We start from the raw sequence: 20,852 nt of genomic DNA on the forward strand, positions 1-20,852 counted from the left end.
CGCCGAGCGTGTGGTGTCGCGGACCACGTCGCAAGACGCTACCGAGGGGGAAAGATGCCGGTGTATGACGACAAGTTGGTCCTTGCTCCAGGCGATCGCTTCCGCGGACTGCTCATTCACAGCGTCCTGGGCCAAGGCGCCATGGGCACGGCGTACCTGGCCAGCCACCCCGTGTTGCGAACACCGCTCGTCGTAAAGATCTTCTCGCAGCGCGAAGACGGCGACGTCTTTCAAGAGGCTCACCTCGCCGCTCGCGTGCGCTCTCCCCATGTCGTCGGCGTGCTAGACGCGGGCTACGAGGGCGGTTCGCCCTTCGTCGTGCAGCAATACGTCGACGGGATCGACCTCGCCGAGCTCTTGTCCAAGCTCATGCTCGCCGAAATGCCGATGCCGTTCGACCTCGTCGTTCGTGCGGCCATCGACATCGCCGCGGGGCTCCACGCCCTTCACCAAGCCGGCGTCGTTCACCAAGACGTGAAGCCGGAGAACCTCTTTCTGCGTGGATCGGGCGACGCGCTCGTCGGCGATCTCGGCATCGCCGTCGACGCGAAGGCGCGCGCGTCCGGCGTCGTCGCCGGCACACCGCTCTTCATGGCGCCGGAGCAATGGCTCGGCCTCCCACTGGACCGCCGCACTGACGAGTACGCGCTCGGCGGAACGCTCCACGCGTTGCTCGCAGGGTCGATGCCGTTCTTCGCCGAGAGCCTCGAGGGGATGCGACGCGCGCACCTCGAACGGGCCTACGAAGCGCCGGTGGCGAGAGACCCACGGGAGGCCTATTTTTTCGCCGTCGTCGCGCGCATGTTGAGCAAAGACAGAGACGATCGCTATCCCACGCTCGCCGCCGTGGCCGATGCGCTCAGGCCGCTAGCTCGTCCGCCCTCGGCGCCGACCGGTTTCGCGCGGGGGGCCGACGCGAACGGCTCCTCGTTGACCGCAGAGCTCGGTCCGCTCACCCTCAAGCTCGCGCGCGGCGATCTCGCGGACGCCGAGAGCGATGTCCTCGTGAACGCGGCCAACTGGCAGCTCACGATGAACGTCGGAGTGGCGCACGCGCTCAGCGGCCGCGCCGGTCCCAGCCTCCAGGACGAAGCGCGAGCGAAGGCTCCCGCGCGCATGGGCGACATCGTGTGGACGGGCGCCGGGCGCCTCAAGGCCAACCATGTGGCCCATGCGGTCAGCGCCCTCGCCGGCGCCGTATGCATTCAGCGCTGCGTTCTCCGCGCGTTGCTCGACGCGGAAGCGCGAGGCGCCACCTCGCTGGCGATGCCGTCGCTCGGCACCGGCGTTGGAGAAGTGCCCATGTCTCTCGGCGCCGAGCTCGCGCTTCAGGCCATCACGACCTTCGCGTCACTGGGACCGAGGCGCCTCCGGAGCGTCTCGGTCGTGCTCCACACGGAGACTGCGTTCGACGCATGGGCCGACACCCTGCGGGGCGTTGCGCCAACGCCTTAGCGACGCGACGTCCTCACTTCCGGCGACGACGGATCAGCAGGTACACGAGGCCCGTGAGACCGAGCCACGCGCCGCTGCTCTTGGCGCCGGCGGTGTCACAGGCGCAGCCTGCTTCCTCGCCGGTGTCATAGACCGCCACGCCGTTGTCGATGGTCGTCGCGTCGCCGCTCGGGCGCGCCGCGTCCACGATGGTCTCGGCGCCGGCGTCCCGCGCCGCGTCGACGCGCGAGGCATCGGCCGACGCGGCATCGGGAGGACCGGTCGACGAGTCGGTCGCGCCGTCGGATGCCGCGTCGACGATGCCCGAATCGATGACGCCGCCGTCGGGCGGCTCTCCAATGCAAGCGCCCGAGCTGCAAATGCCCGAAGGGCATGCCGTGCCGTCAGGCTTGCGTGGCGACGAGCACGCGCCCGTGCTCGTGTCGCAGGTGCCGTTGTCGTGACAGGAGTCGGTGGAAGCGCAGGAGATCGGTGACGCCCCGTGCAGGCGCCGCCTTGGCACGAGTCGATCTGAGTGCACGCGTTGCCGTCGTTGCAGTCCGTGCCGTTCGGAAGGGCGACGCTCGAGCAGCTTCCGTTCACGGTGTTGCAGGCACCGTATTGGCACTGGTTGGCGGCAGGACAAACCTTCGGGTTGTCTCCGAAGCAGAAGCCGCCCTGACACGTATCGGTCAGCGTGCATGCGTTGCCGTCATTGCACGCGGTTCCGTTGGCCTTCTCGGGATTGGTGCATCCGCCCGTCGATGGGTTGCATGTGCCCGCCGTGTGGCAAAAATTCACCGCCGTGCAGACGACGGGGTTCGCTCCGGTGCACACGCCGCCCTGACAGGTGTCCGTCTTGGTGCAGGCGTTACCGTCGGTGCAGGAGGTGCCGTTCGCCCTTGCGGGATTCGAGCACACGCCCGAGAGCGTGTTGCACGTGCCCGTGTCGTGACACTGATCTTGCGGCGTGCACACAACGGGGTTCGACCCGGTACAGGTGCCGCCCTGGCAAGTGTCCGTCTGCGTGCACGCGTTGCTGTCGTTGCACGCGGTGTCGTTGGGCTTCGGTGTGTTCGAGCATAGGCCCGTCGCAGGCGCGCAAACGCGCGGCTGATGGCATTGATCCGCCGCCGGGCACACGATGGGGTTCGACCCCGTGCACGTCCCCGCCTGGCACGTGTCGGTCTGCGTGCACGCGTTCCCGTCGTTGCACGTGGTGTCGTCGGGCTTCGGTGTGTTCGAACAGAGGCCCGTCGCAGGCGCGCAAACGCGCGGCTGATGGCATTGATCCGCCGCCGGGCACACGACGGGGTTCGACCCCGTGCACGTCCCCGCCTGACAAGAGTCCGTCTGCGTGCACGCGTTGCCGTCGTTGCACGCGGTGTCGTTGGGCTTCGGTGTATTCGAGCAGAGGCCCGTCGCGGGCGCGCAGACGCGCGGCTCATGGCATTGATCCGCCGCCGGGCACACGACGGGGTTCGACCCCGTGCACGTCCCCGCCTGGCACGTGTCGCTTTGCGTGCAGGCGTTCCCGTCGTTGCACGACGTGCCGTTGGCCTTCGCCGGGTTCGAGCACAAGCCTGTCGCCGGGTTGCATGTCCCCAGGTTGTGGCACTGATCGGGCGCCGCGCAGACGACGGGGTTTGCCCCCGTGCACGTGCCCGCCTGACAAGAGTCCGTCTGGGTGCACTCGTTGGCATCGTCGCAGCCCGTTCCGTTAGCGGTCGCCACGCACCCGGCGCTGCAACAGGTCGTGGCCGTCGCGCCCGGATCGCACTGCTCGCCAACGTCCACGACTCCATCGCCACACACGCCCTGCGGAAGCGGAGCGGGCGGCACGACCTCGTCAGCAAGGAGGCGTTCCGTTCGAGTCGCGCACGCGACCGTCAAGATGAGAACGACCGCGAGGAAGACGCGGCCGAGGAAGCTAGGCATGTTCGGTGATCATCGAATTTTCCGAGGGACGATGCCACTGGAGACCGCAAGTAGCGGCGAGCAAAGCACACACCGGCCGACACGGGGTCGGACGTCTCAAAGCTCAGCCCCGGTCGGAAGCCGGTCGCCTCGGGTTTCAACCCCGACGCCGAACAACAGCAAGACGAGGCCAGCGAGCGGAACGAGAGCCAAAAATCCCATCACGTGAAGCACCGACGCCCCGCCGCGAGCCACCCACGCCACCACGAGCGGACCGAGGACGGTGAGGTAACGCCCCGCGTTGAGGCAGAAGCCGGCGCCGGTGCCTCGGAGGTGCGGAGGAAACAGCTCGGGGAGGTAAAACTGGAACGCCGCAAACACGCCGTAGGCCGAGACAGAGACCAACCCCACGAGCAGGATTCGCGTGGAAGGTGCCCAAGCGGGCACGAACGTGACCAGTAGCGCGACGACGCTGAACGCGAAATACGCGAAGAAGAGCGGGCGCCGACCGAAGCGCTCCGCGAGCGGCGCGGCGAGCAACGAGCCGATGAGGCCGCCGATGTTGAACGACATCATGGCGCGCGTGACGAAGGCTGCGCGGTGTTGGGCGAGCTCCTTCGCCGTTGCGTGCGGCATCGCTTCGTCGGCAAGGAAGGTGGCGATCATCGGAAGGAACGCGCTCGAGACCCAGAAGGTGAGCAGCGCCACGGTGGCGACCATGAGACCGCCAACGGTGCGGCGGCGGAGCTCGGGCGAAAAGAGGGCACCGATGTGGCCGCGGGCGGGAGCCTCCACACGCGCGAACGACTCCGGCTCACGCAGCTTTCGCCTTAGGAGGAGCGCGACGAAGGCGGGAAGCGCGCCGCAAGCCATCACGACGCGCCACGAGAGCGACGGGTCGCGCGCGACGGCTTCGATCTCGCGCGTGAAGACGTGGCTGATGAAGATGGCGAGGAACACGCCGGCCGGCGCTGAGGTGAAGAGCACCGCGCCCAGATCGACGCGTCGACTCTCGGGAACCGTCTCTGCGACGAGGGTGGCGCCGGCGGCCCATTCGCCTCCGATGCCGAGCGCCGTGAGCAAGCGCAGCGCCGCAAAGACCCAGAGGTTCGGCGCAAAGGCCGACGCCAGCGTCCCGAGCGAGAAGAGCAGCATCGTGAGGACCACGGTGCGGGTCCGGCCGATGCGGTCGGAGAGGCGACCAAAGAGGATGCCGCCCGTCGCCCAACCGAAGAGCATCACCGCGGTGAGGACGCCGGTCCAGTAGCCGATCGCGGCGCGGGCGCTTGGCGCCTGGGGCGAAATGTGGAGCAGGTTCGGGATGGCGAGCGGCGAGACGAAGTTGAAGAGCATCGAGTCCATGAGGTCGAAGCCGAGCCCAAGCCAAGCCGCGAACACGACGAAACGTTGGTACCGAGTGAGCGGCTCGCGCGACGCCATGGGGGCCAACATACCGGGACCACGGGAAAAATCGCGATGCAACGAACCGAGCCAAGATCCGACGCGTCGCTCCGTCTAACGCTCGTGCGTTACCGCTCGCTCGGGGTCGTCGCCTTTAGCTTGTGCCTCGTCAGCGCGGCCGCGGCCGATGCTCCAACGCCGTCGGCGGCGGCGCCGCCAACGCCTGCCGCAGCGGCGCAGCCCGCGAGCGCGGCCGTCGCCAATCCTGTCGTCGGTCGCATGGCCAACCTCGACCCGAACGACGATCTCATCGTGGCGCCGCCGGCCCCCGTCGATGGCTGCGAGGCGAAGCTCAAGGCCGCGGGCATCAAGACGATCGCTGCGAAGCTCCCGGTTCATGAGGCCGGCAAGAAGCGGAAGATCATGTGCGGCGCCGAACAAGTCGTCACCTACCTCGGCAGCCCCGCGCAGATCGCCTACGAGCCTCCGCCGCTCGTGACCTGCGCCGCGGCGCTCGCGCTCGGCAAGCTCGACGAGATCGTCGTCGCCGAGTCGCAACGGATCTACGGCAAGCCCGTCGTTCGCATTCGTCAGATCGGCACGTACGCGTGCCGCGAGATGGCGAACTACCCGGGGTGGGTCAGCGAGCACAGCTACGCGAACGCCATCGACCTCGAAGCGTTCGTGCTGAAGGATGGGCGGGAGGTGACGGTGCTGCGGGACTTCGACGCCAAGAACGAGGCGCCGAAGAAGAAGGGCGGCCAGCTACTCCTGGGCATCGCCCGGAGGACCTACGACGAGGACCTCTTCTCCGTGGTGCTCACGCCGCACTTCGACGCGCTTCATCGCAATCACTTTCATCTCGACCTGGCCCGATACCGAACCGACGGGACGAGACCGCGAAGCTAGAGCACCCTTCGCTTGGGCGACGGAGAGCAGGATCAGCGGCGCGCGCGGCGGCGACCGGCGAAGGCGAAGATGCCCGTGCTCGCGGCGGCGAAGGCCAGCGCAAGTGGGCCGAAGATGCCAAGGCGAACGAACGCCGCCTGACGAGCCGCGGCGAGGCCAAGCTCGCGGGCCTCCGACGTGAGGGACGTGTTGGCTGCCCAACGCTCGGTCAACGTGGCGAGGCCGTACGCGTGCACAGCGCACGCAATGAGGCAGAGGAGCGCGGTGAACGCCAAGAGGCCCACGGCCGCGAGGGTCCCGGCGTCCACGCCCGACGAGGGGGCGCGCTTGGGGGCTTCGGGTCCGGCCCCGGGAGCCTTGTAGGAGATGGCCGGCGCGAAGGCTGGGACCGGCCGCATGGGCGCTGTCCGAACAATGGGCGAGGGCCCGGGCATCGGCAGCGAATAGGGAGGAACCGGCGCAGCGTAGACGTGGGGCGTCGACATCATCGACCTTCTGTACGGCGAGGGGGCCCAGAGCCTTCCCGCTCTCCTCCCCGTGAACGTGCCCCACAAACGGAAAAAGGCCCCTCGCGGGGCCTTCGTCCTGGGAGCGAACGAGTCGCTCACCTTGGCGGTGTCACTTCTTGGGCGGCGGGGGCTTGCTGGCGCCAGCGGGGCCCTTGCCCTTCTTGTCGCCGGCGTGGCCGTGGAAGGTCCGCGTGGGAGCGAACTCACCCAGCTTGTGACCGACCATCTGCTCGGTCACGAACACCGGAACGAACTTGCGTCCGTTGTGCACCATGAACGTGAGACCAACAGCGTCCGGCGTGATGGTGCTGCGCCGTGACCAGGTCTTGATCATCTTCTTGGACTGCGCGGCCGCGGCGGAGGCGATCTTCTCGGCGAGATGACCGTCGACGAACGGGCCTTTCTTTACTGAACGAGGCATAGGTGACTCCTCTTAGCCCTTCTGTCCGCGGCGCTTGACGATCATGCCGTCGGTCCGCTTGTTGTTGCGGGTCTTCTTGCCCTTGGAGAGCTGGCCCCACGGCGAGCATGGGTGCCGGCCGCCGGAGCTGCGCCCTTCGCCACCACCCATCGGGTGATCGACGGGGTTCATGGTGACGCCGCGGTTGTGAGGACGGCGACCGAGCCAGCGGGTGCGGCCGGCCTTGCCGAGCGTGATGTTCGCGTGCTCGATGTTGCCGACTTGACCGATGGTCGCGTGGCAGTCGAGGTGCACGAGGCGGACCTCCGTGGAGGGCAGACGCACCTGCGCGTAGTCGCCGTCTTTCGCCATGAGGACGGCGCCAACGCCGGCCGAGCGAACGAGCTGCGCGCCGCGCCCCTTCTTGAGCTCGACGTTGTGAATCGTCGTGCCAAGGGGGATGTGGCGGAGCGACATCGAGTTGCCGGGCTTGATGTCGGCGTTACGGCTCGAGATGACCGTGTCGCCGACGTTCATGCCTTCCGGCGCGATGATGTAGCTCTTGTCGCCGTCGGCGTAGTGCAGGAGCGCGATGCGCGCCGTGCGGTTCGGGTCGTACTCGACCGTCGCGACCTTGGCGGGGATGCCAATCTTGTCGCGCTTGAAGTCGATGATCCGGTAGCGCTGCTTGTGGCCACCGCCGCGGAAACGCGACGTGATGCGGCCGTGGTTGTTGCGACCGCCCGAGTTGCTCTGGTGCTCCAGGAGCTTCTTCGGGGGCTTGGCGCCCTTCGTGATCTCCTTGAAGTCGGAGACGGTGTAGTAGCGCCGCGCGGGAGATGTCGGCTTAAAGGATTTGGTACCCATGATTTTGCCTGCTCTCCGTCAGCTCGCGCTGCCGGCGCTGTCGTCAAAGAAGTCGATGTTCTGACCGTCGGCCAGCTTGACCATCGCCTTCTTCCAGTTCTGCATCTTGGCGACAGTCCGCCCCATGCGACGGTCTTTGCCGCGCATGACGAGCGTGTGCACGCCGGTGACCTTCACGCCGAAGAGAGCCTCCACGGCCTGACGAATCTGAATCTTGTTCGCCGTGCGGGCGACTTCGAAGACGACCGTGTTGTGCTGACGAAGGAGGCTTGCCTTCTCCGTGAGCACGATGGGACGCCGAATGATTTGCTCGGGGCTCATTTCGCGCCTCCCTTGGCCTTGGCAGCGGCGGCGGGCGCCGCCTTCTTGAGGAGTCGGGCCTCGAGCGCCTTGGCCGCGTCCTGCGAGAGGACGAGGTGATCGTGGCGCAGGAGGTCGTAGACGTTGACGCCTTCCGGCGGCAAGAACTGGTGGTCCTTCGAGTTGCGGATCGACATCCGCAGCTTGTCGTTGGACGCGGCGTCCACGACGAGGGCCTTCGAGGCCGCGCCAGAGGCGCGCGCCTTGGTGACGCCGAGCTTGTCGAGCGCGCCCAAGAGACCCTTGGTCTTGATCTCGGGAAGCTCGATGCGGTCGACGACGACGAGGCGGCCTTCCTTCAAGAAGAGGCTGAGGGCGCTCGTGAGCGCCTTCTGCCGCATCTTGGCCGGGGGCCGGTAGCTCCAGTCGCGCGGGCGCGGCGGGTGCGCCTGGCCACCGCCGACGAACGTCGGAGCTCGCTTGGAGCCGTGACGTGCGCTGCCGGTGCCCTTCTGCTTGTAGAGCTTCTTGGTGCTGCCGCTGACGGCAGAGCGTTCTTTCGCGGCTGCGGTGCCTTGGCGCCGCGATGCGAGTTGGGCCTTCACGATCTCGTAGAAGAGTCCTTCGTTCACTTCCGTGGCGAAGACCTCATCGGCGAGGTTGAGCGTGCCGACCTTCTCGCGCTTCAGGTTGAAGACGTCGATGGTTGCCATGATTCAGCTCTCCCTCAGCTCTTGATCTCGACGTCGACGCCCGCTGAAAGATCCAGCTTCATGAGGGCGTCGAGTGTCTGCTGCGTCGGGTCCAGAATGTCGAGGAGACGCTTGTGCGTCCGGATCTCGAACTGCTCCCGAGACTTCTTATCCACGTGGGGTCCGCGAAGGACGGTGTAGCGCGAGATGTGCGTGGGGAGCGGGATCGGCCCTGCCACGCGCGCGCCGGTGCGCTTCGCGGTGTCAACGATGTCACTCGCTGACTTGTCGAGAAGCTGGTGATCGAACGCCTTGAGGCGAATACGAATCTTGGTCGACATTAGGTTTCTCGCCTTACTCGAGGATCTTGGTGACGATGCCAGCGCCGACGGTCTTGCCGCCTTCGCGGATGGCGAAGCGCATCTGCTCTTCGAGACCGACGGGCGTGATGAGCTCGATGCTCATGGTCACGTTGTCGCCCGGCATGACCATCTTCACGCCTTCGGGGAGCATGCACGTGCCCGTCACGTCCGTTGTCCGCATGTAGAACTGCGGGCGGTAGTTCGTGAAGAACGGCGTGTGACGGCCGCCCTCTTCCTTCTTCAGGACGTAGACCTCGCCCTCGAACTTCTTGTGCGGCGTCACGGAGCCCGGCTTGCAGAGAATCTGCCCGCGCTCCACGTCGTTCTTTTCGATGCCGCGAAGGAGAACGCCGACGTTGTCGCCCGCTTGCCCGGAGTCGAGCAGCTTGCGGAACATCTCCACGCCCGTCACCGTCGTCTTCCGCGTGTCGCGGAAACCGATGATCTCAACTTCGTCGCCCGTCTTGATCACGCCGCGCTCGATGCGGCCCGTCACGACCGTGCCGCGGCCCTTGATCGAGAACACGTCTTCGATCGCCATCAAGAACGGCTTGTCGATGTCACGCGCCGGCTCGGGGATCTCGCTGTCGAGAGCCGCGATCAGCTCGCCGATCGACTTCTCCCACTTCTCTTCGCCCTGCAGCGCCGGGTACGCCGCCACGCGGACGATCTTTCGCGTCGTCGCCCTTGAACTTGTACTTCGACAGGAGCTCGCGAACTTCCATCTCGACCAGGTCGAGCATTTCCGGGTCTTCCACCGCGTCGCACTTGTTCAGCGCAACGACGATGTGGTTCAAGCCGACCTGACGGGCCAGAAGAACGTGCTCGCGCGTCTGCGGCATGACCGAGTCGAGCGCGCTCACCACGAGGATCGCGCCGTCCATCTGCGCAGCGCCCGTGATCATGTTCTTGATGTAGTCCGCGTGGCCGGGGCAGTCGACGTGCGCGTAGTGGCGCTTCTCGCTCTCGTACTCCACGTGCGACGCCGCGATCGTCACCGTCTTCGTCGCGTCACGGACCGTCCCGCCCTTCGCGATGTCCTGGTAGCTGATGACCTTCGCGAGGTTCTTCTTCGACTGGACCTTCACCAAGGACGCCGTCAGCGTCGTCTTGCCGTGGTCGATGTGACCAATCGTTCCGACGTTTACGTGCGGCTTGGTGCGGTTGAATTTCTCTTTCGCCATGACGGTCTCTCCAGGGTGTTCGCTTGCCCCTCGCGGGGTCGTCGGCCTCGATGGAGGCCATTGTTGTCATTCCAGGGAGCTGCTGTCCTGCCAGCCCCAAACCTTCGGGTTAGGCCCGACCAAATTCACCTGCTCGTTCCCTTGATCTTTGCCACGACCTCTTCTTGCACGGCCGAGGGGACGGGCGCGTAGTGGGAGAAGTGGAGCGAGGATGTAGCGCGTCCCTGCGTCATCGAGCGAAGGACGGTCACGTAACCGAACATCGTCGCGAGGGGAACCTCCGAGTCGACGACTTGCGCGTTGCCGCGCTGGCTCATGCCGAGGATCTTGCCGCGGCGCGAGTTGATGTCGCCGATGACGTCGCCCATGAACTGCTCGGGGACGACGACTTCGTTCTTCATGACGGGCTCAAGCAGGTGTAGCGCTGCGCGCTTGGCGCCCTCTTGGAAGCAGAGCGATGCGGCGATTTCGAAGGCCTGCGCGCTCGAGTCGACGTCGTGGTAGCTGCCGTCGTAGAGGCGGCACTTCATGTCGACGAGCGGGAAGCCGGCAAGGACACCGCGGTCCATGGCTTCTTTGACGCCCTTCTCGACGGCCGGGATGAACTCCTTGGGGATCGTGCCGCCCACCACGTCGTTGATGAAGACGTAGCCGGTGCCGCGCTCGCCGGGCTCGATCTCCATCAGCACGTGGCCGAACTGGCCCCGACCGCCGGACTGCTTGGCGTACTTGTACTCGCAGGCGACCTTCTTGCCGATGGCTTCGCGGTACGCGACCTCGGGCTTGCCGACGTTCGACTCGACTTTGAACTCGCGCTTGAGGCGGTCGACGATGATCTCGAGGTGCAGCTCGCCCATGCCGCTGATGATCGTCTGGCCGCTCTCCTGATCGGTGTGCATCCGGAACGACGGGTCTTCAGCGGCGAGCTTCATGAGGCCGATGCCCAGCTTCTCGACGTCGGCCTGGGTCTTGGGCTCGATGGCGATGGAGATGACGGGCTCGGGGAAGACCATCTTCTCGAGGAGCACGGGGTGCTTCTCGTCGCAGAGGGTGTCGCCGGTGCGCGTGTCTTTGAGGCCAACAGCCGCGTAGATGTTGCCCGAGTCGGCTTCCGTGAGCTCCTCACGCTTGTTGGCGTGCATGCGAAGGATGCGACCGATGCGCTCGCGCTTTCCGCGCGTCGAGTTCGACACCATCGTGCCGCTCTGGATCTTGCCCGAGTAGACACGGAAGAACGTGAGATTGCCGTGCGGATCGTTGATGATCTTGAAGGCGTAGGCGGCGAAGGGCGCGTCGTCGTCGGCCTTGCGGCTGATGGGCGGGGCGTCGAGCTTGTCGGGGTTCAGGCCTTGAACCGGCGGGATGTCGAGCGGCGACGGCAGGTAGTTGATGACCGCGTCCAAGAGCATCTGGACGCCCTTGTTCTTGAAGGCCGAGCCGCAGAGCACGGGGAAGAACTTGAAGGACGTGCAGCCCTTGCGGAGCGCCGCGACGATCTCGGGCTCGCCGATCTGATCGAGCTTGCCGTCCAAGAACTTCGACATGATCTGGTCGTCCATGTCGGCGCAGGCTTCGATCATGTGCTCGCGGGCCTTTTGGCACTTGGCCAGGAGGTCCGCGGGGATCGCTTCGACGCTGTACTTCTGGCCCTTCGACTCTTCGTCGAAGACGATGGCGCGCATCGTGATGAGGTCGACAACACCGCGGTGCTGATCCTCTTCGCCGATGGGCCACTGGATGGGCACGGGCACGACGCCGAGGCGATCGCGGATCGAGTTGACGTTCATCTCGAAGTCGGCGCCGACCTTGTCCATCTTGTTGACGAACACGATGCGCGGGACGCGGAACTTGTCGGCCTGACGCCAGACGGTCTCGGTCTGCGGCTCGACGCCGTTGCCGCCGTCGAGGACCGCGACGGCACCGTCGAGGACGCGGAGCGAGCGCTCGACTTCGATGGTGAAGTCGACGTGGCCCGGCGTGTCGATGATGTTGATGCGGTGACGGACGCCCTTGTGGGGACCTTCGTTGGGAGCCCAGAAGCAGTTGGTCGCGGCCGACGTGATGGTGATGCCGCGCTCTTGCTCCTGAACCATGTAGTCCATGGTCGCGGCGCCCTCGTGGACCTCACCGATCTTGTAGTTGACCCCCGTGTAATAAAGGATGCGCTCGGTCGTCGTCGTCTTGCCCGCATCAATGTGGGCCATGATTCCGATGTTGCGCGTCTTTTCGAGGGGATATTCGCGAGCCACGGGTCGTCCTGAGGGGTCTTCGGAGGGTCGTCTTTCGGGGGGTCGTCGGAGCTTTGGGGAGCGTTGGGATCGAAGCTTGGGCGCTGAATGCACGAAACCCTCCCCGGCCCGGCTCCCCGCGATGTGGGGAGCGCTATGTTCCGGAGAGGGTGTCGGGGTACGGCCTTAGGTTGTTGCTCTCGCGAGGAGAGCGGTGCTCGTTTAGAGCGGCGGCGGCGTAACCCGATCCTTATGTCGAGAAGTTCATTCGGCGATGCGTGTCCTTGCGAGTGAGTGACGGGTGGCGAGGGCGCTAGTCAGCGTGGCTAGCGCGCCTCACATCACCAACGGTAGTGAGCGAACGCCTTGTTGGCGTCGGCCATCTTGTGCGTGTCGTCGCGCTTCTTGACGGCGTTGCCGCGGCCGTTGGCCGCGTCGATGAGCTCGCCAGCGAGGCGCTCGCGCATCGTCTTCTCGCCGCGATCGCGGGAGTAGGTGACGAGCCAGCGCATGCCGAGGGCAACGCGGCGCTCGGGGCGCACTTCGACCGGCACCTGGTAGGTGGCACCGCCGACGCGGCGGCTCTTGACCTCGAGCTTCGGCTTGACGTTGTCCAAGGCCTTGCGGAAGACCTCGATGGCGTCCTCCTTGAAGCGCTCGGTGATGATGTCGAAGGCGCCGTAGAGAATGCTCTCTGCAGTGGCCTTCTTGCCGCTCAGCATGATCGTGTTGGTGAACTTGCTGACGAGCTTGTCCTTGTACTTGGGGTCCGGGATGATCCGGCGCTTGGGTACTTCGCGTCTGCGCGACATGGCTTGCTCCTAAATCCTTCAGGCCTTGGGCCGCTTGACGCCGTACTTGGAACGGCTTCGGTTGCGGTTGACCTTGTTGGTCGACGAGGGGCCGATGGCGCCAGAGGCGTCGAGCGTCCCGCGGATGACGTGATAGCGAACGCCCGGGAGATCCTTGACGCGGCCACCGCGGATAAGGACGACCGAGTGCTCCTGGAGGTTGTGCCCTTCGCCCGGGATATAGGAGGTGACCTCCATCCCGTTGGTGAGGCGAACGCGGCAAACCTTGCGGAGTGCGGAGTTCGGCTTCTTCGGCGTGGTCGTGTAAACACGAACACAAACGCCGCGCTTTTGCGGGCAGCTCTTGAGCGCCGGCGAGGCGGTCTTCCAGCGGGTGGCCTCGCGGCCCTTGTTGATCAGCTGATTGATGGTGGGCATTCGAAGGGAAACTCGGAGGGTTTCGAACAGTTAGGGAGCGGAAGACGCTCCTCTCCCGGAAGCGGGGGAGCGCACTCTACTCGCGGGGGGTGGACTGTCAAGCGTCGCGGGGGGTGTCGATTCGAGGAAAAGTGCCCGCGGCGGAGGCGAGGCAGGCGCGTTAGGCTACTCGGGTGGAATCGCACGAGTTCGACGAGGAGGAGTTCTTCGGCGCCATTGAGCGCAGCGGCGCCCGCGCGCTGCTCATCGGACGGCGAGCCCTTATCGCGATTGGTCTGCCCTTGGTCACCTTCGACTACGACTATTGGGTCCACATCGACGACATCGAGCGATTCAACGCCGCGTTGGAAGCGCTGGAGCACTACCCGTCGGTGCCCCCGGAGGAGGCTCGCAAGCGAGGTCGATATTCCATCGAAAATGGCGAACACATCGACGTGATGGTGGCGCGGTCGAAGGGTACGGGCGACGCCGCGCTCACCTTCGACGAGGCCTGGGCGTCTCGCGAGAAGGTGGTCTTCACGGAACGAGTCTCGATCGCGGTCCCGCGCGCCGAGGATCTGGTTCGGACGAAACGGTGGGCGTCCCGGAACAAGGACTTGGCGGACATCCAGATGATCGAAGCCGTGCTGCTCCAAAAGAAACGTGGTGGCGCGCTATGAAGAGGCCGCAACTTGAGCCCTGGGTCGCCGCCATCTATGACGCGCCGCTTGAGCCGGAGGAGTTCGAAAGGCGCCTTGCCAAGTGCAGAGAGGAGCTCGAAGGAGAGGAGCTCGAAAACATCCTCTCGCTCACGGACTGGTTCCAGCGCAGGTATCCCACCGCAAAGGCACGACTCAGCTACGCGCGTAGGAACGCGAAGCAATGGGCGTCGCAGATGACCAATCGACCAGTGCCTCGTTGACCCGGGCGGCCCACCATCCGTAGGCTTCGCGGCGCCGCGATGCTCCTCCCGTTCGGACAAGCCGATGAATGGATCGAGAAGATCCTCGGCATTCCGCGCGCGGCGACGGAACGGCTCGCCCTCACACTCTTCGTCTTCGTCGTCTACATCGCGCTCCGCGGCCTCACGCGGCGCATCGTCTCGAAGACCGTCGATGATCCGGCCTCGCGCTTTTCGCTCACGAAGGCGCTGACCTACGGCTACGCGTTCGTCGCGTTCCTGGTCATCATTCGCATTTGGTTCGAGAGCATCACGGGCCTCGCGACGTACCTCGGTCTCTTGTCGGCGGGCATCGCCATCGCGCTCCAAGATCCGCTCGCAAACCTCGCCGGCTGGGTCTTCATTCTGCTTCGCACACCGTTTCGTATCGGCGATCGCATCGAGATCGGTCCGCACGTGGGCGACGTCGTCGACATCCGGCCGTTTCGGTTCGTGCTCCTCGAGGTCGGCAAGTGGGTGCACGCCGAGCAGAGCACGGGCCGCGCGATTCACGTGCCCAACGGCTGGGTCTTCAAGCAGTCGGTGTCGAACTACGAGGAGGCCTTTGGCTTCATCTGGAACGAGATGGAGGTGGTCGTCACCTTCGAGAGCGACTGGCGCGCCGCGAAGGCCAAGCTCGAAGCGATCCTCGCGAAGAACACCGAAGGCGTCTCGCAAGACGACCTCGACAAGATCGCCCAGAAGGCGGACGAGTACCACATACGCGTGGGCAAGGTGACGCCGGTGGTCTGGACCACGGTGGTCGACCACGGCGTGAAGCTCTCGCTCCGTTACATGTGCAAGCCGCGCGATCGACGGCGGTCGACGAGCACGATCTGGGAAGCGATCTTGGACGCGTTCCAAGACGACGCGCGGATCGAGTTCGCGTACCCGACGACGCGCCGCTACGACGGGCGCTTCGAAGGGAAGTCCGCCGGTGGCGGCTCGGAAAAAGCCGCTCCGGAGAAGGCCACATAGACATACCCGGTACAAAGTGCCGGAAGCGGCAACAGATTGCCGCGTGCTCGGGCAGATCGTGCGAGAAATCGGGGCCGTTCCTGCAGCCCCCGCCGGGTATCGATTCTGCAATAGTTCACTGGCCGAGCACGAAGGTCGTCGCTCGCTGCTATTCTCGGTAACTCGCCCATGGGTCAACTGGCGCTTGCAGCGCGGGAAAGCGACACGGTCGGCTGCCATATCGGCGGCGGCGGCAGCGGAAGCGGGAGTCGCTTCCTGTCGAGCGCCCTTAAGTGGGCCGCCATTGGCGCCCTCGCCGCCGGTGCCGTTGTCGGCGCGATCATCGCTGCCCCCGTGATCCTTGCCGCCGCGGGCGCATCCGCGGCCGTGGTGGCGGCTGCAGGAACGGTCGCGGCCGTTGGTGGCGGCACGGCGGGCCTCTCGCTCGCCGTCATTGGTGGGGCGTTGAGCGGGGCCTCTGGAGGCATCAAGGTTCAGCGGGAAGCGGAAGCGAAGCCGTCTTCAGGTGGCGGTGGCGGCGGCTGCGGAAACATCACGTCCGGCTCGCACAACGTCAACATCGAGAACAAGCCTGCGGCGCGGGCACAACAGGACACGAACATCCATCCCCCATCATCTCCGAAGCTCGCGGAGGGCAGCGCTTACGTTTACGTGAACGGCAAGCCGCTGGCGCGCATCGACGACAAGTCGTGTTGTGGCGGCAAGATCATTTCGGCTTGTTCTAGGACGTACATCGGCGGGCCTCCAACCAATGGCGGTGGCGCCGACGCGAGCCCGATAGCCGGAGCGAGCTTCAGTTGGTCCAACATGGACAGCTGGAACTGGGAAGGCATCGAGACGGGCTTGGGCGTGGCCGGCCTGGCTATGGGCGTCGGCATGGCTGGCGTCGCGGTCCGCGGCGTTGCGATAGCGCAGGGCGGGTTCAAGGCCCTGGTGACGACGAGCGCGGGTCGCGTCGCGGCCGGAAAGCTCACCGCCGGAATCGGTGCGGGTGTTGGCGGCGGCATGGCGATGTCTGCGGCCGGCGAGCACATTGGCGGCACCATCGGTGGGGCCGGCGCGGGCGCGGTGGCTGGAGCGCTCACGGCCGAAGCATTGGCTAACGCCATGCCTTTCGGTGCGGCAGGAAAGCTGATCAAGGCGCCGAAGGTTCGGCTCTCCCGCGAACGCAGCGGAAGCATACGCAGGTCGCGGGTCGATGGAGATCGGAGCGCAGCGTCGGCCTGACTTAGCGGAGCGGGCGCAACACCAGGCCGATCGTCACCGCGCGATGGAAGAGGGCTTCAAGGAGACCGGCAAGCGCCCCACGCCAAAGGAACTCGACGCTCGCGCAGAGCGCGCCGAGGCAAAAGCAAAGGCTGCCAGCGCGGGTGGCGCCGAGCCGGCGGGCTGCTCGAGCTGCAACGGGTCGAAGGGCCAGAAGAACGCGCCGAAGGCTGCTGCGGCCGCTCCCGGTGCGCCCAAAGCGAGCCAAGGCGCGAGCCCTGAAAACCCCGACGGCTGGAAGAAGTACGTTGTTCGGCGGAAGGGGTTCGACCCGAAGGGCGACGGCGGGAAGCTCTACGGCACGCGCGCGGATCAAGCCGTCCGAGCTGAGCTTGCTGACGCCCGCCCGAAGAGCCTGAAGGAGCGAATGGACAGCTTGGCGGCGAAACGCCGCGAAATGGCCCGGGAACTCGGCGAAGAGAACCCTGACTCTTTCGGCAAGACTCGGGACGACATTCATCCCACTGCGGGAAAGAAGTTCACGCAGACGACGCTTGCCGACATGCACGGAAAGTCAGAGCGGTACGGCGAGCTGTCCGACCGAATCGCGCAGACCGACCCGAGCTTTCGCGGATACGACGTCACCGCTCGCATTGGCGATCAGGACGTCGCGCTCAGTTCAGTCAACCGCTACTTCATCGTTCATACACCCGCCGAGAACGTGCCGGCGGTGATGAATCACGTGGACCCGCTCTTCCGAGACATCGAGGCGGGCAAGTACCGTGGGCCGGAACTCGTCGAAAAGGTCGGTGAGGTGCATTGGTGGATGGCGCAGGCAATGCCCTACGATCGCGGCAGCGCCGGTGTCACCGACATGGCGACGAAGTACCTGTTCATGAAGAACGGTGTGGAGCCGCCGCCCTACAAGCCTGGCGTTAGCCCGGACCTCGATGCGATCATCGCGAAGGATCCGGAGAGCTTCGCGAAGGGGTATCGCGACCTCTTTGAGCCGCGCGGAGGCCAAGCGGCGCCACCGGCCGCGAAGCCTGCTGAGCCTAAGTTCGACCCAGAAGCCACGCTCCCGCCGGGCACGTTGGCTCCGACGGCGGCAAGGGACGGCATGGTGCCGCAGCAATCCCAGCAGCAACAATCCGCCCACCAACCCAGCCAAGCGCAGCGCGACCTTCAGGCGCAGCAGATGGCGGAGCAACGCGCGCGACAAGACGCGCTGCGACAAGGCGATGGTCCACAGCAGCAGCAACAGCAGCAACAGCAGCAGGCGGGACCGAGGCCGCTGGAAGACGCGGCGCTGCCCGAGACGGGTGCGCAGATTCCTCGACGCTTCGATCGATTCGAAGCGAACGCCGGCGAACTTGCTCCTGAAAACTTGGCAGAACCAACCCACGCGTCAACGAGGACCAACTGGCGGAACGGGGCAGCACGGCGGCTGCGGAACCTCGACGACGCGGGCAAGGTGGCGGGACGGGAACGATCCGATCGTCGCCTCTCGAGCCTACGCAGAAGGCGACAGTATGCTGGGCCCGGGTCCACGACTGATCGTCAGGGCAGGTCATCACCGCGTTCACGAGATCAACCGCCGCGTCCAAGCCGGCCTCATGCCCGCTGACACGCCCGTTCAAATGCAGGTGGCGACGGGAGAGAAACCGATCGTCGCGTCAAGTCAGCTCTGCACGACCTGCGGCGACGCGGGGGCGGCGCCGAGTGCGTCCGGGCAAGCGGCGGCGGCTGCAAGTGGCAAGCTCCGAGCTCAGGCTCCGGCCGACCCGTTGCCTTTCCCGGTCATCGATGCACCACCCCCGGCGGCACCCCGACCTGCGGCGGACCTGCCGACAATCGTCCCCTCAATGCTCGATGCACCGGTCATCCCAGCGGCGCCGCCTCCGCCGCCCCCCCGCCCGGCCTTTCCGCCTCCGCCGAAGCCCGAAGGTGACAGGCAGCACATTTCGGTCGGGCAACTGGAGAAGTGGAAGGGCGTCAAGGCCGCGCACCCGGAGCGGTATGGGAAGGCCGATGCCCTCTACCCGGGCGACCAGACGCAAGGCACATGTAGCCTAATGGTCTGCGGCCAGCTGATCGAAGCGCAGACCGGTACGCGGCTCACCGAGGCGGACCTCATGGGGCGCGGCGTAGAAGCGGGAGTGTGGACGCCTGAGCAGGGCATGAGCAGCCTCGGCGCGAAGCAGATTCTTCACGACGCAGGGGTTGCGGCGGTTGATATTCCGCACGACCCACCCGCGCCGGGGCGCTATGTGAACTGGGATCCGATGGACCCTTCATCACTGGGGCCGATTAGCCATCGGCAAGGGGTAGTGCAGGCGATTGATGAGGGCTACGGCGTGTTGAGTTCGCACGACGCGAAAAAACTGTACAACGACCCACGTGCGGGCGGGGGCCACGCGATCATGCCCGTCGACGTCGTTCGCGATGCGGCCGGCAACGTCACTCACGTCGTGGTCAACGACACGAGTGGCGCGCTTGGTTCTACCGTTCCCATCCGCGCGGACCTGTACTTCGACAGCCTCAGTGGCGCAATTCGAACGGAGACGCCAATCTGGGGCCCATGAACAGTCGCGTCGCGCATTCGTTGGTGATGAGGAACCCCGAGTTCCGGCAGGCGTACCCGATGGAGGCGGCGCTATCAGAATCGATCCCGACGCGGGCCGGCTGGTCGATGCTTGTCTTCTCGGTCCTTATGGCCAACGGCGAGCGCGTTGTCCGCGTGCCCTATGCCGTGGCAAGCGTTGATGGCGCATCAGCCGCGGTTACCCTTGAGCGCCGCGATGCGACCCAACTCGGCCTCGGTGTGCCCAAGGGCGCGATCCTCCAAACTGAGGAGTCCTACGTGGCGCGCTTTGCGTCAGTTGACGCGCAAGAGGCAGCACGCGAGCGGTACTTCATGGCCGCCGATCGCGCGCGCGAAGCGTGGCTCGCTGGGCTCCAAGACGAAGAGGCGCGAAAGGAGTACAGGTCGGCGCTGGGCGGAACCCTAATCGCGGCGATGGAACCGGGTCTGCGCGCACTCTCGCCGGAGTTCTTCGTTTGGCTGGACGGCGCGCGGAACTGACGCCGTCGGGTGGTCCAGGAACGTCTCCCGGCAGAGCTTCGCTGGCCTCGCTCGCTACGTACTGCGAGCCTCGCAGCACGCGCATGGAATCCGCTCGTCCTTCCAGAGACCTCGCGTACGCCGAGGCGACGGTAGGCCTCGAGCTTGTCGATGCCGCCGCTCGTCCAGAGGACTTCGATGACGAGGTCGGGCGTGTCGCGCTTCTTGGTCGCTGCCAATCGGGTAACACTCGACGGAAGGCTGAAGGCGGTGACTCACGCGCTCTTGCGGCGCCGTTCGTCCACTACCCCCTGCTGGGCGTGCCACAGGTTCACCGCCATCTGGGCGTTCAGCCAAAACTCGGGTGTGGTCTTCAGCACCTTCGCCAAGAGGCGCGCCGTCTTGGCGGTGACGCAGCGGCGACCGTTGACGATCCCGTTCACGAGCTGGATGTCCACGCTCATCTTCTTCGCGAGCGCGAGCTGCGTCAGCTTCATCGGCTGGAGCCATTCCTCCAAGAGGACCTCACCGGGGCTCGTGGGTGCTCGATGGGTCGGCAATCTCATGGTCTTCTCGCCTCGGTGATCAGATGGCGGACCGAAGGCGAGCCGGAGCCCCACGAGCCGACCGGTGCTAGCCTTTCCCCTATGACCGCGAAGACGACGCCCGTGGACCCCGTGGAAGCGGCCTTCTTGAATGCGCCGATTGGCGATCCGCTCACCGACGAGGAGCGCCGGCTGTTGGCTGAGGCGCGGGAGAGCGTGGCCCGTGGTGAGCGCACATACTCGTCGGCCGAGATCAAGGAATTGATCCAAGAGATGCGTCGCAAGCAAGAAGGCGCATGAGTCGCGCAGTCGAGTGGACCTCGCCAGCAGCGCGCGACCTTGCGGCGCTCCCTGACTGGCGGCTCGCAGCCCTGGTGGACGCCGCCGTTGACCGCCACGCCACAGAGGGCATCGGCTTCGTGCTTCACGTGCGCGTAGAAGACGGCCCCGACGAGTTCCGCCTCTTGATCCCCCAGGTCCGCACCTACGTGCTCATTCGCCGCACGCCGACCACCCTCACCGTGGAGCGCGTCATCTACCGCCCGTAGGCACGCATCGGGACCTACTTGCCCATCGAGTCCCGGGAGAGCTTCGCTGGCATCGCTCGCCTCGCATTCCGACCCACGAAGCACGCGCACGTAGCGCGCTCGTCCGACCTCGCGCACTCCGAAACGCCGGTAGGCCTCGAGCTTGTAGTCAGTGGTGAAG

Annotated in this window: 23 protein-coding genes and 1 pseudogene; 11 read left to right on the plus strand and 13 right to left on the minus strand. The window is 65.9% G+C overall.

The window, feature by feature from the left end; all coding sequences use genetic code 11:
- Positions 1–54 precede the first annotated feature (54 nt).
- Positions 55–1,455, plus strand: coding sequence for a serine/threonine-protein kinase (locus IPG50_07285; GenBank protein MBK6691995.1), 1,401 nt, complete (start codon positions 55–57; stop codon positions 1,453–1,455).
- A gap of 13 nt (positions 1,456–1,468) precedes the next feature.
- Here IPG50_07285 and IPG50_07290 read toward each other — a convergent pair whose 3' ends face one another.
- Both IPG50_07290 and IPG50_07295 read right to left on the minus strand, forming a co-directional pair.
- On the minus strand, positions 1,469–1,957 hold the full coding sequence (locus IPG50_07290; GenBank protein ID MBK6691996.1) for an MYXO-CTERM sorting domain-containing protein: 489 nt from the start codon (positions 1,955–1,957) through the stop codon (positions 1,469–1,471).
- A gap of 1,511 nt (positions 1,958–3,468) precedes the next feature.
- Positions 3,469–4,791, minus strand: coding sequence for an MFS transporter (locus IPG50_07295; GenBank protein ID MBK6691997.1), 1,323 nt, complete (start codon positions 4,789–4,791; stop codon positions 3,469–3,471).
- A gap of 36 nt (positions 4,792–4,827) precedes the next feature.
- On the opposite strand from IPG50_07295, the gene IPG50_07300 reads away from it, so the two are divergent.
- On the plus strand, positions 4,828–5,661 hold the full coding sequence (locus tag IPG50_07300) for an extensin family protein (protein ID MBK6691998.1): 834 nt from the start codon (positions 4,828–4,830) through the stop codon (positions 5,659–5,661).
- A 32-nt stretch (positions 5,662–5,693) separates the two neighbouring features.
- On the opposite strand, the gene IPG50_07305 is transcribed toward IPG50_07300, so the two are convergent.
- From IPG50_07305 to IPG50_07350, 10 genes and pseudogenes are all read right to left on the minus strand, one after another.
- Positions 5,694–6,149, minus strand: coding sequence for a hypothetical protein (locus IPG50_07305; protein ID MBK6691999.1), 456 nt, complete (start codon positions 6,147–6,149; stop codon positions 5,694–5,696).
- Between the two features lie 130 nt (positions 6,150–6,279).
- A complete protein-coding gene (gene rpsS, locus IPG50_07310; protein MBK6692000.1) occupies positions 6,280–6,591 on the minus strand; it encodes a 30S ribosomal protein S19 in 312 nt (103 codons plus the stop codon).
- Between the two features lie 12 nt (positions 6,592–6,603).
- Complete coding sequence (gene rplB / locus IPG50_07315) at positions 6,604–7,437, minus strand: 50S ribosomal protein L2 (protein ID MBK6692001.1); 834 nt, start codon at positions 7,435–7,437, stop codon at positions 6,604–6,606.
- An 18-nt stretch (positions 7,438–7,455) separates the two neighbouring features.
- Positions 7,456–7,758 carry a 50S ribosomal protein L23 gene (gene rplW, locus IPG50_07320; GenBank protein ID MBK6692002.1) on the minus strand — a complete coding sequence of 101 codons (303 nt, stop codon included), beginning with the start codon at positions 7,756–7,758 and terminating at the stop codon, positions 7,456–7,458.
- The gene (rplD, locus tag IPG50_07325; GenBank protein ID MBK6692003.1) at positions 7,755–8,450 is read right to left on the minus strand and encodes a 50S ribosomal protein L4; all 696 of its coding nucleotides are present in this window, start codon (positions 8,448–8,450) and stop codon (positions 7,755–7,757) included. Before rplD ends, rplW begins: the two co-directional genes overlap by 4 nt.
- Positions 8,451–8,464: 14 nt before the next feature.
- Positions 8,465–8,770, minus strand: coding sequence for a 30S ribosomal protein S10 (gene rpsJ / locus IPG50_07330; protein ID MBK6692004.1), 306 nt, complete (start codon positions 8,768–8,770; stop codon positions 8,465–8,467).
- Between the two features lie 13 nt (positions 8,771–8,783).
- A pseudogene (gene tuf / locus IPG50_07335) lies at positions 8,784–9,975 on the minus strand (elongation factor Tu).
- A 125-nt stretch (positions 9,976–10,100) separates the two neighbouring features.
- The gene (fusA, locus tag IPG50_07340) at positions 10,101–12,224 is read right to left on the minus strand and encodes an elongation factor G (GenBank protein ID MBK6692005.1); all 2,124 of its coding nucleotides are present in this window, start codon (positions 12,222–12,224) and stop codon (positions 10,101–10,103) included.
- 320 nt (positions 12,225–12,544) lie between these two features.
- Positions 12,545–13,015 (minus strand): 30S ribosomal protein S7, encoded by a 471-nt coding sequence (rpsG, locus tag IPG50_07345; protein ID MBK6692006.1) that lies wholly within the window; start codon positions 13,013–13,015, stop codon positions 12,545–12,547.
- 18 nt (positions 13,016–13,033) lie between these two features.
- On the minus strand, positions 13,034–13,432 hold the full coding sequence (locus IPG50_07350) for a 30S ribosomal protein S12 (GenBank protein MBK6692007.1): 399 nt from the start codon (positions 13,430–13,432) through the stop codon (positions 13,034–13,036).
- 173 nt (positions 13,433–13,605) lie between these two features.
- Here IPG50_07350 and IPG50_07355 point away from each other — a divergent pair, with 173 nt between their 5' ends.
- From IPG50_07355 to IPG50_07385, 7 genes are all read left to right on the plus strand, one after another.
- A complete protein-coding gene (locus IPG50_07355) occupies positions 13,606–14,091 on the plus strand; it encodes a hypothetical protein (protein MBK6692008.1) in 486 nt (161 codons plus the stop codon).
- Positions 14,088–14,333 (plus strand): hypothetical protein, encoded by a 246-nt coding sequence (locus IPG50_07360; GenBank protein MBK6692009.1) that lies wholly within the window; start codon positions 14,088–14,090, stop codon positions 14,331–14,333. Before IPG50_07355 ends, IPG50_07360 begins: the two co-directional genes overlap by 4 nt.
- Positions 14,334–14,372: 39 nt before the next feature.
- On the plus strand, positions 14,373–15,329 hold the full coding sequence (locus IPG50_07365; protein ID MBK6692010.1) for a mechanosensitive ion channel family protein: 957 nt from the start codon (positions 14,373–14,375) through the stop codon (positions 15,327–15,329).
- 168 nt (positions 15,330–15,497) lie between these two features.
- On the plus strand, positions 15,498–16,556 hold the full coding sequence (locus IPG50_07370) for a PAAR domain-containing protein (protein MBK6692011.1): 1,059 nt from the start codon (positions 15,498–15,500) through the stop codon (positions 16,554–16,556).
- Positions 16,557–16,971: 415 nt separating this feature from the next.
- Positions 16,972–18,162 carry a hypothetical protein gene (locus IPG50_07375; protein ID MBK6692012.1) on the plus strand — a complete coding sequence of 397 codons (1,191 nt, stop codon included), beginning with the start codon at positions 16,972–16,974 and terminating at the stop codon, positions 18,160–18,162.
- A gap of 238 nt (positions 18,163–18,400) precedes the next feature.
- Positions 18,401–19,120: a hypothetical protein gene (locus IPG50_07380; protein ID MBK6692013.1), complete on the plus strand. Its 720-nt coding sequence runs from the start codon at positions 18,401–18,403 to the stop codon at positions 19,118–19,120.
- Complete coding sequence (locus tag IPG50_07385) at positions 19,117–19,620, plus strand: hypothetical protein (protein MBK6692014.1); 504 nt, start codon at positions 19,117–19,119, stop codon at positions 19,618–19,620. The genes IPG50_07380 and IPG50_07385 overlap by 4 nt, the downstream gene beginning before the upstream one ends.
- Before the next feature lie 254 nt (positions 19,621–19,874).
- Here the strand turns inward: IPG50_07385 and IPG50_07390 are convergent, their stop codons facing one another.
- The gene (locus tag IPG50_07390; protein MBK6692015.1) at positions 19,875–20,165 is read right to left on the minus strand and encodes a HigA family addiction module antidote protein; all 291 of its coding nucleotides are present in this window, start codon (positions 20,163–20,165) and stop codon (positions 19,875–19,877) included.
- An 81-nt stretch (positions 20,166–20,246) separates the two neighbouring features.
- On the opposite strand from IPG50_07390, the gene IPG50_07395 reads away from it, so the two are divergent.
- Positions 20,247–20,444: a hypothetical protein gene (locus IPG50_07395; GenBank protein MBK6692016.1), complete on the plus strand. Its 198-nt coding sequence runs from the start codon at positions 20,247–20,249 to the stop codon at positions 20,442–20,444.
- Positions 20,441–20,692, plus strand: coding sequence for a hypothetical protein (locus IPG50_07400; GenBank protein ID MBK6692017.1), 252 nt, complete (start codon positions 20,441–20,443; stop codon positions 20,690–20,692). The genes IPG50_07395 and IPG50_07400 overlap by 4 nt, the downstream gene beginning before the upstream one ends.
- Positions 20,693–20,852: the final 160 nt, after the last annotated feature.

The sequence above is a fragment of the Myxococcales bacterium genome (genome assembly GCA_016703425.1).
Taxonomy (GTDB): domain Bacteria; phylum Myxococcota_A; class Polyangia; order Polyangiales; family Polyangiaceae; genus JADJCA01.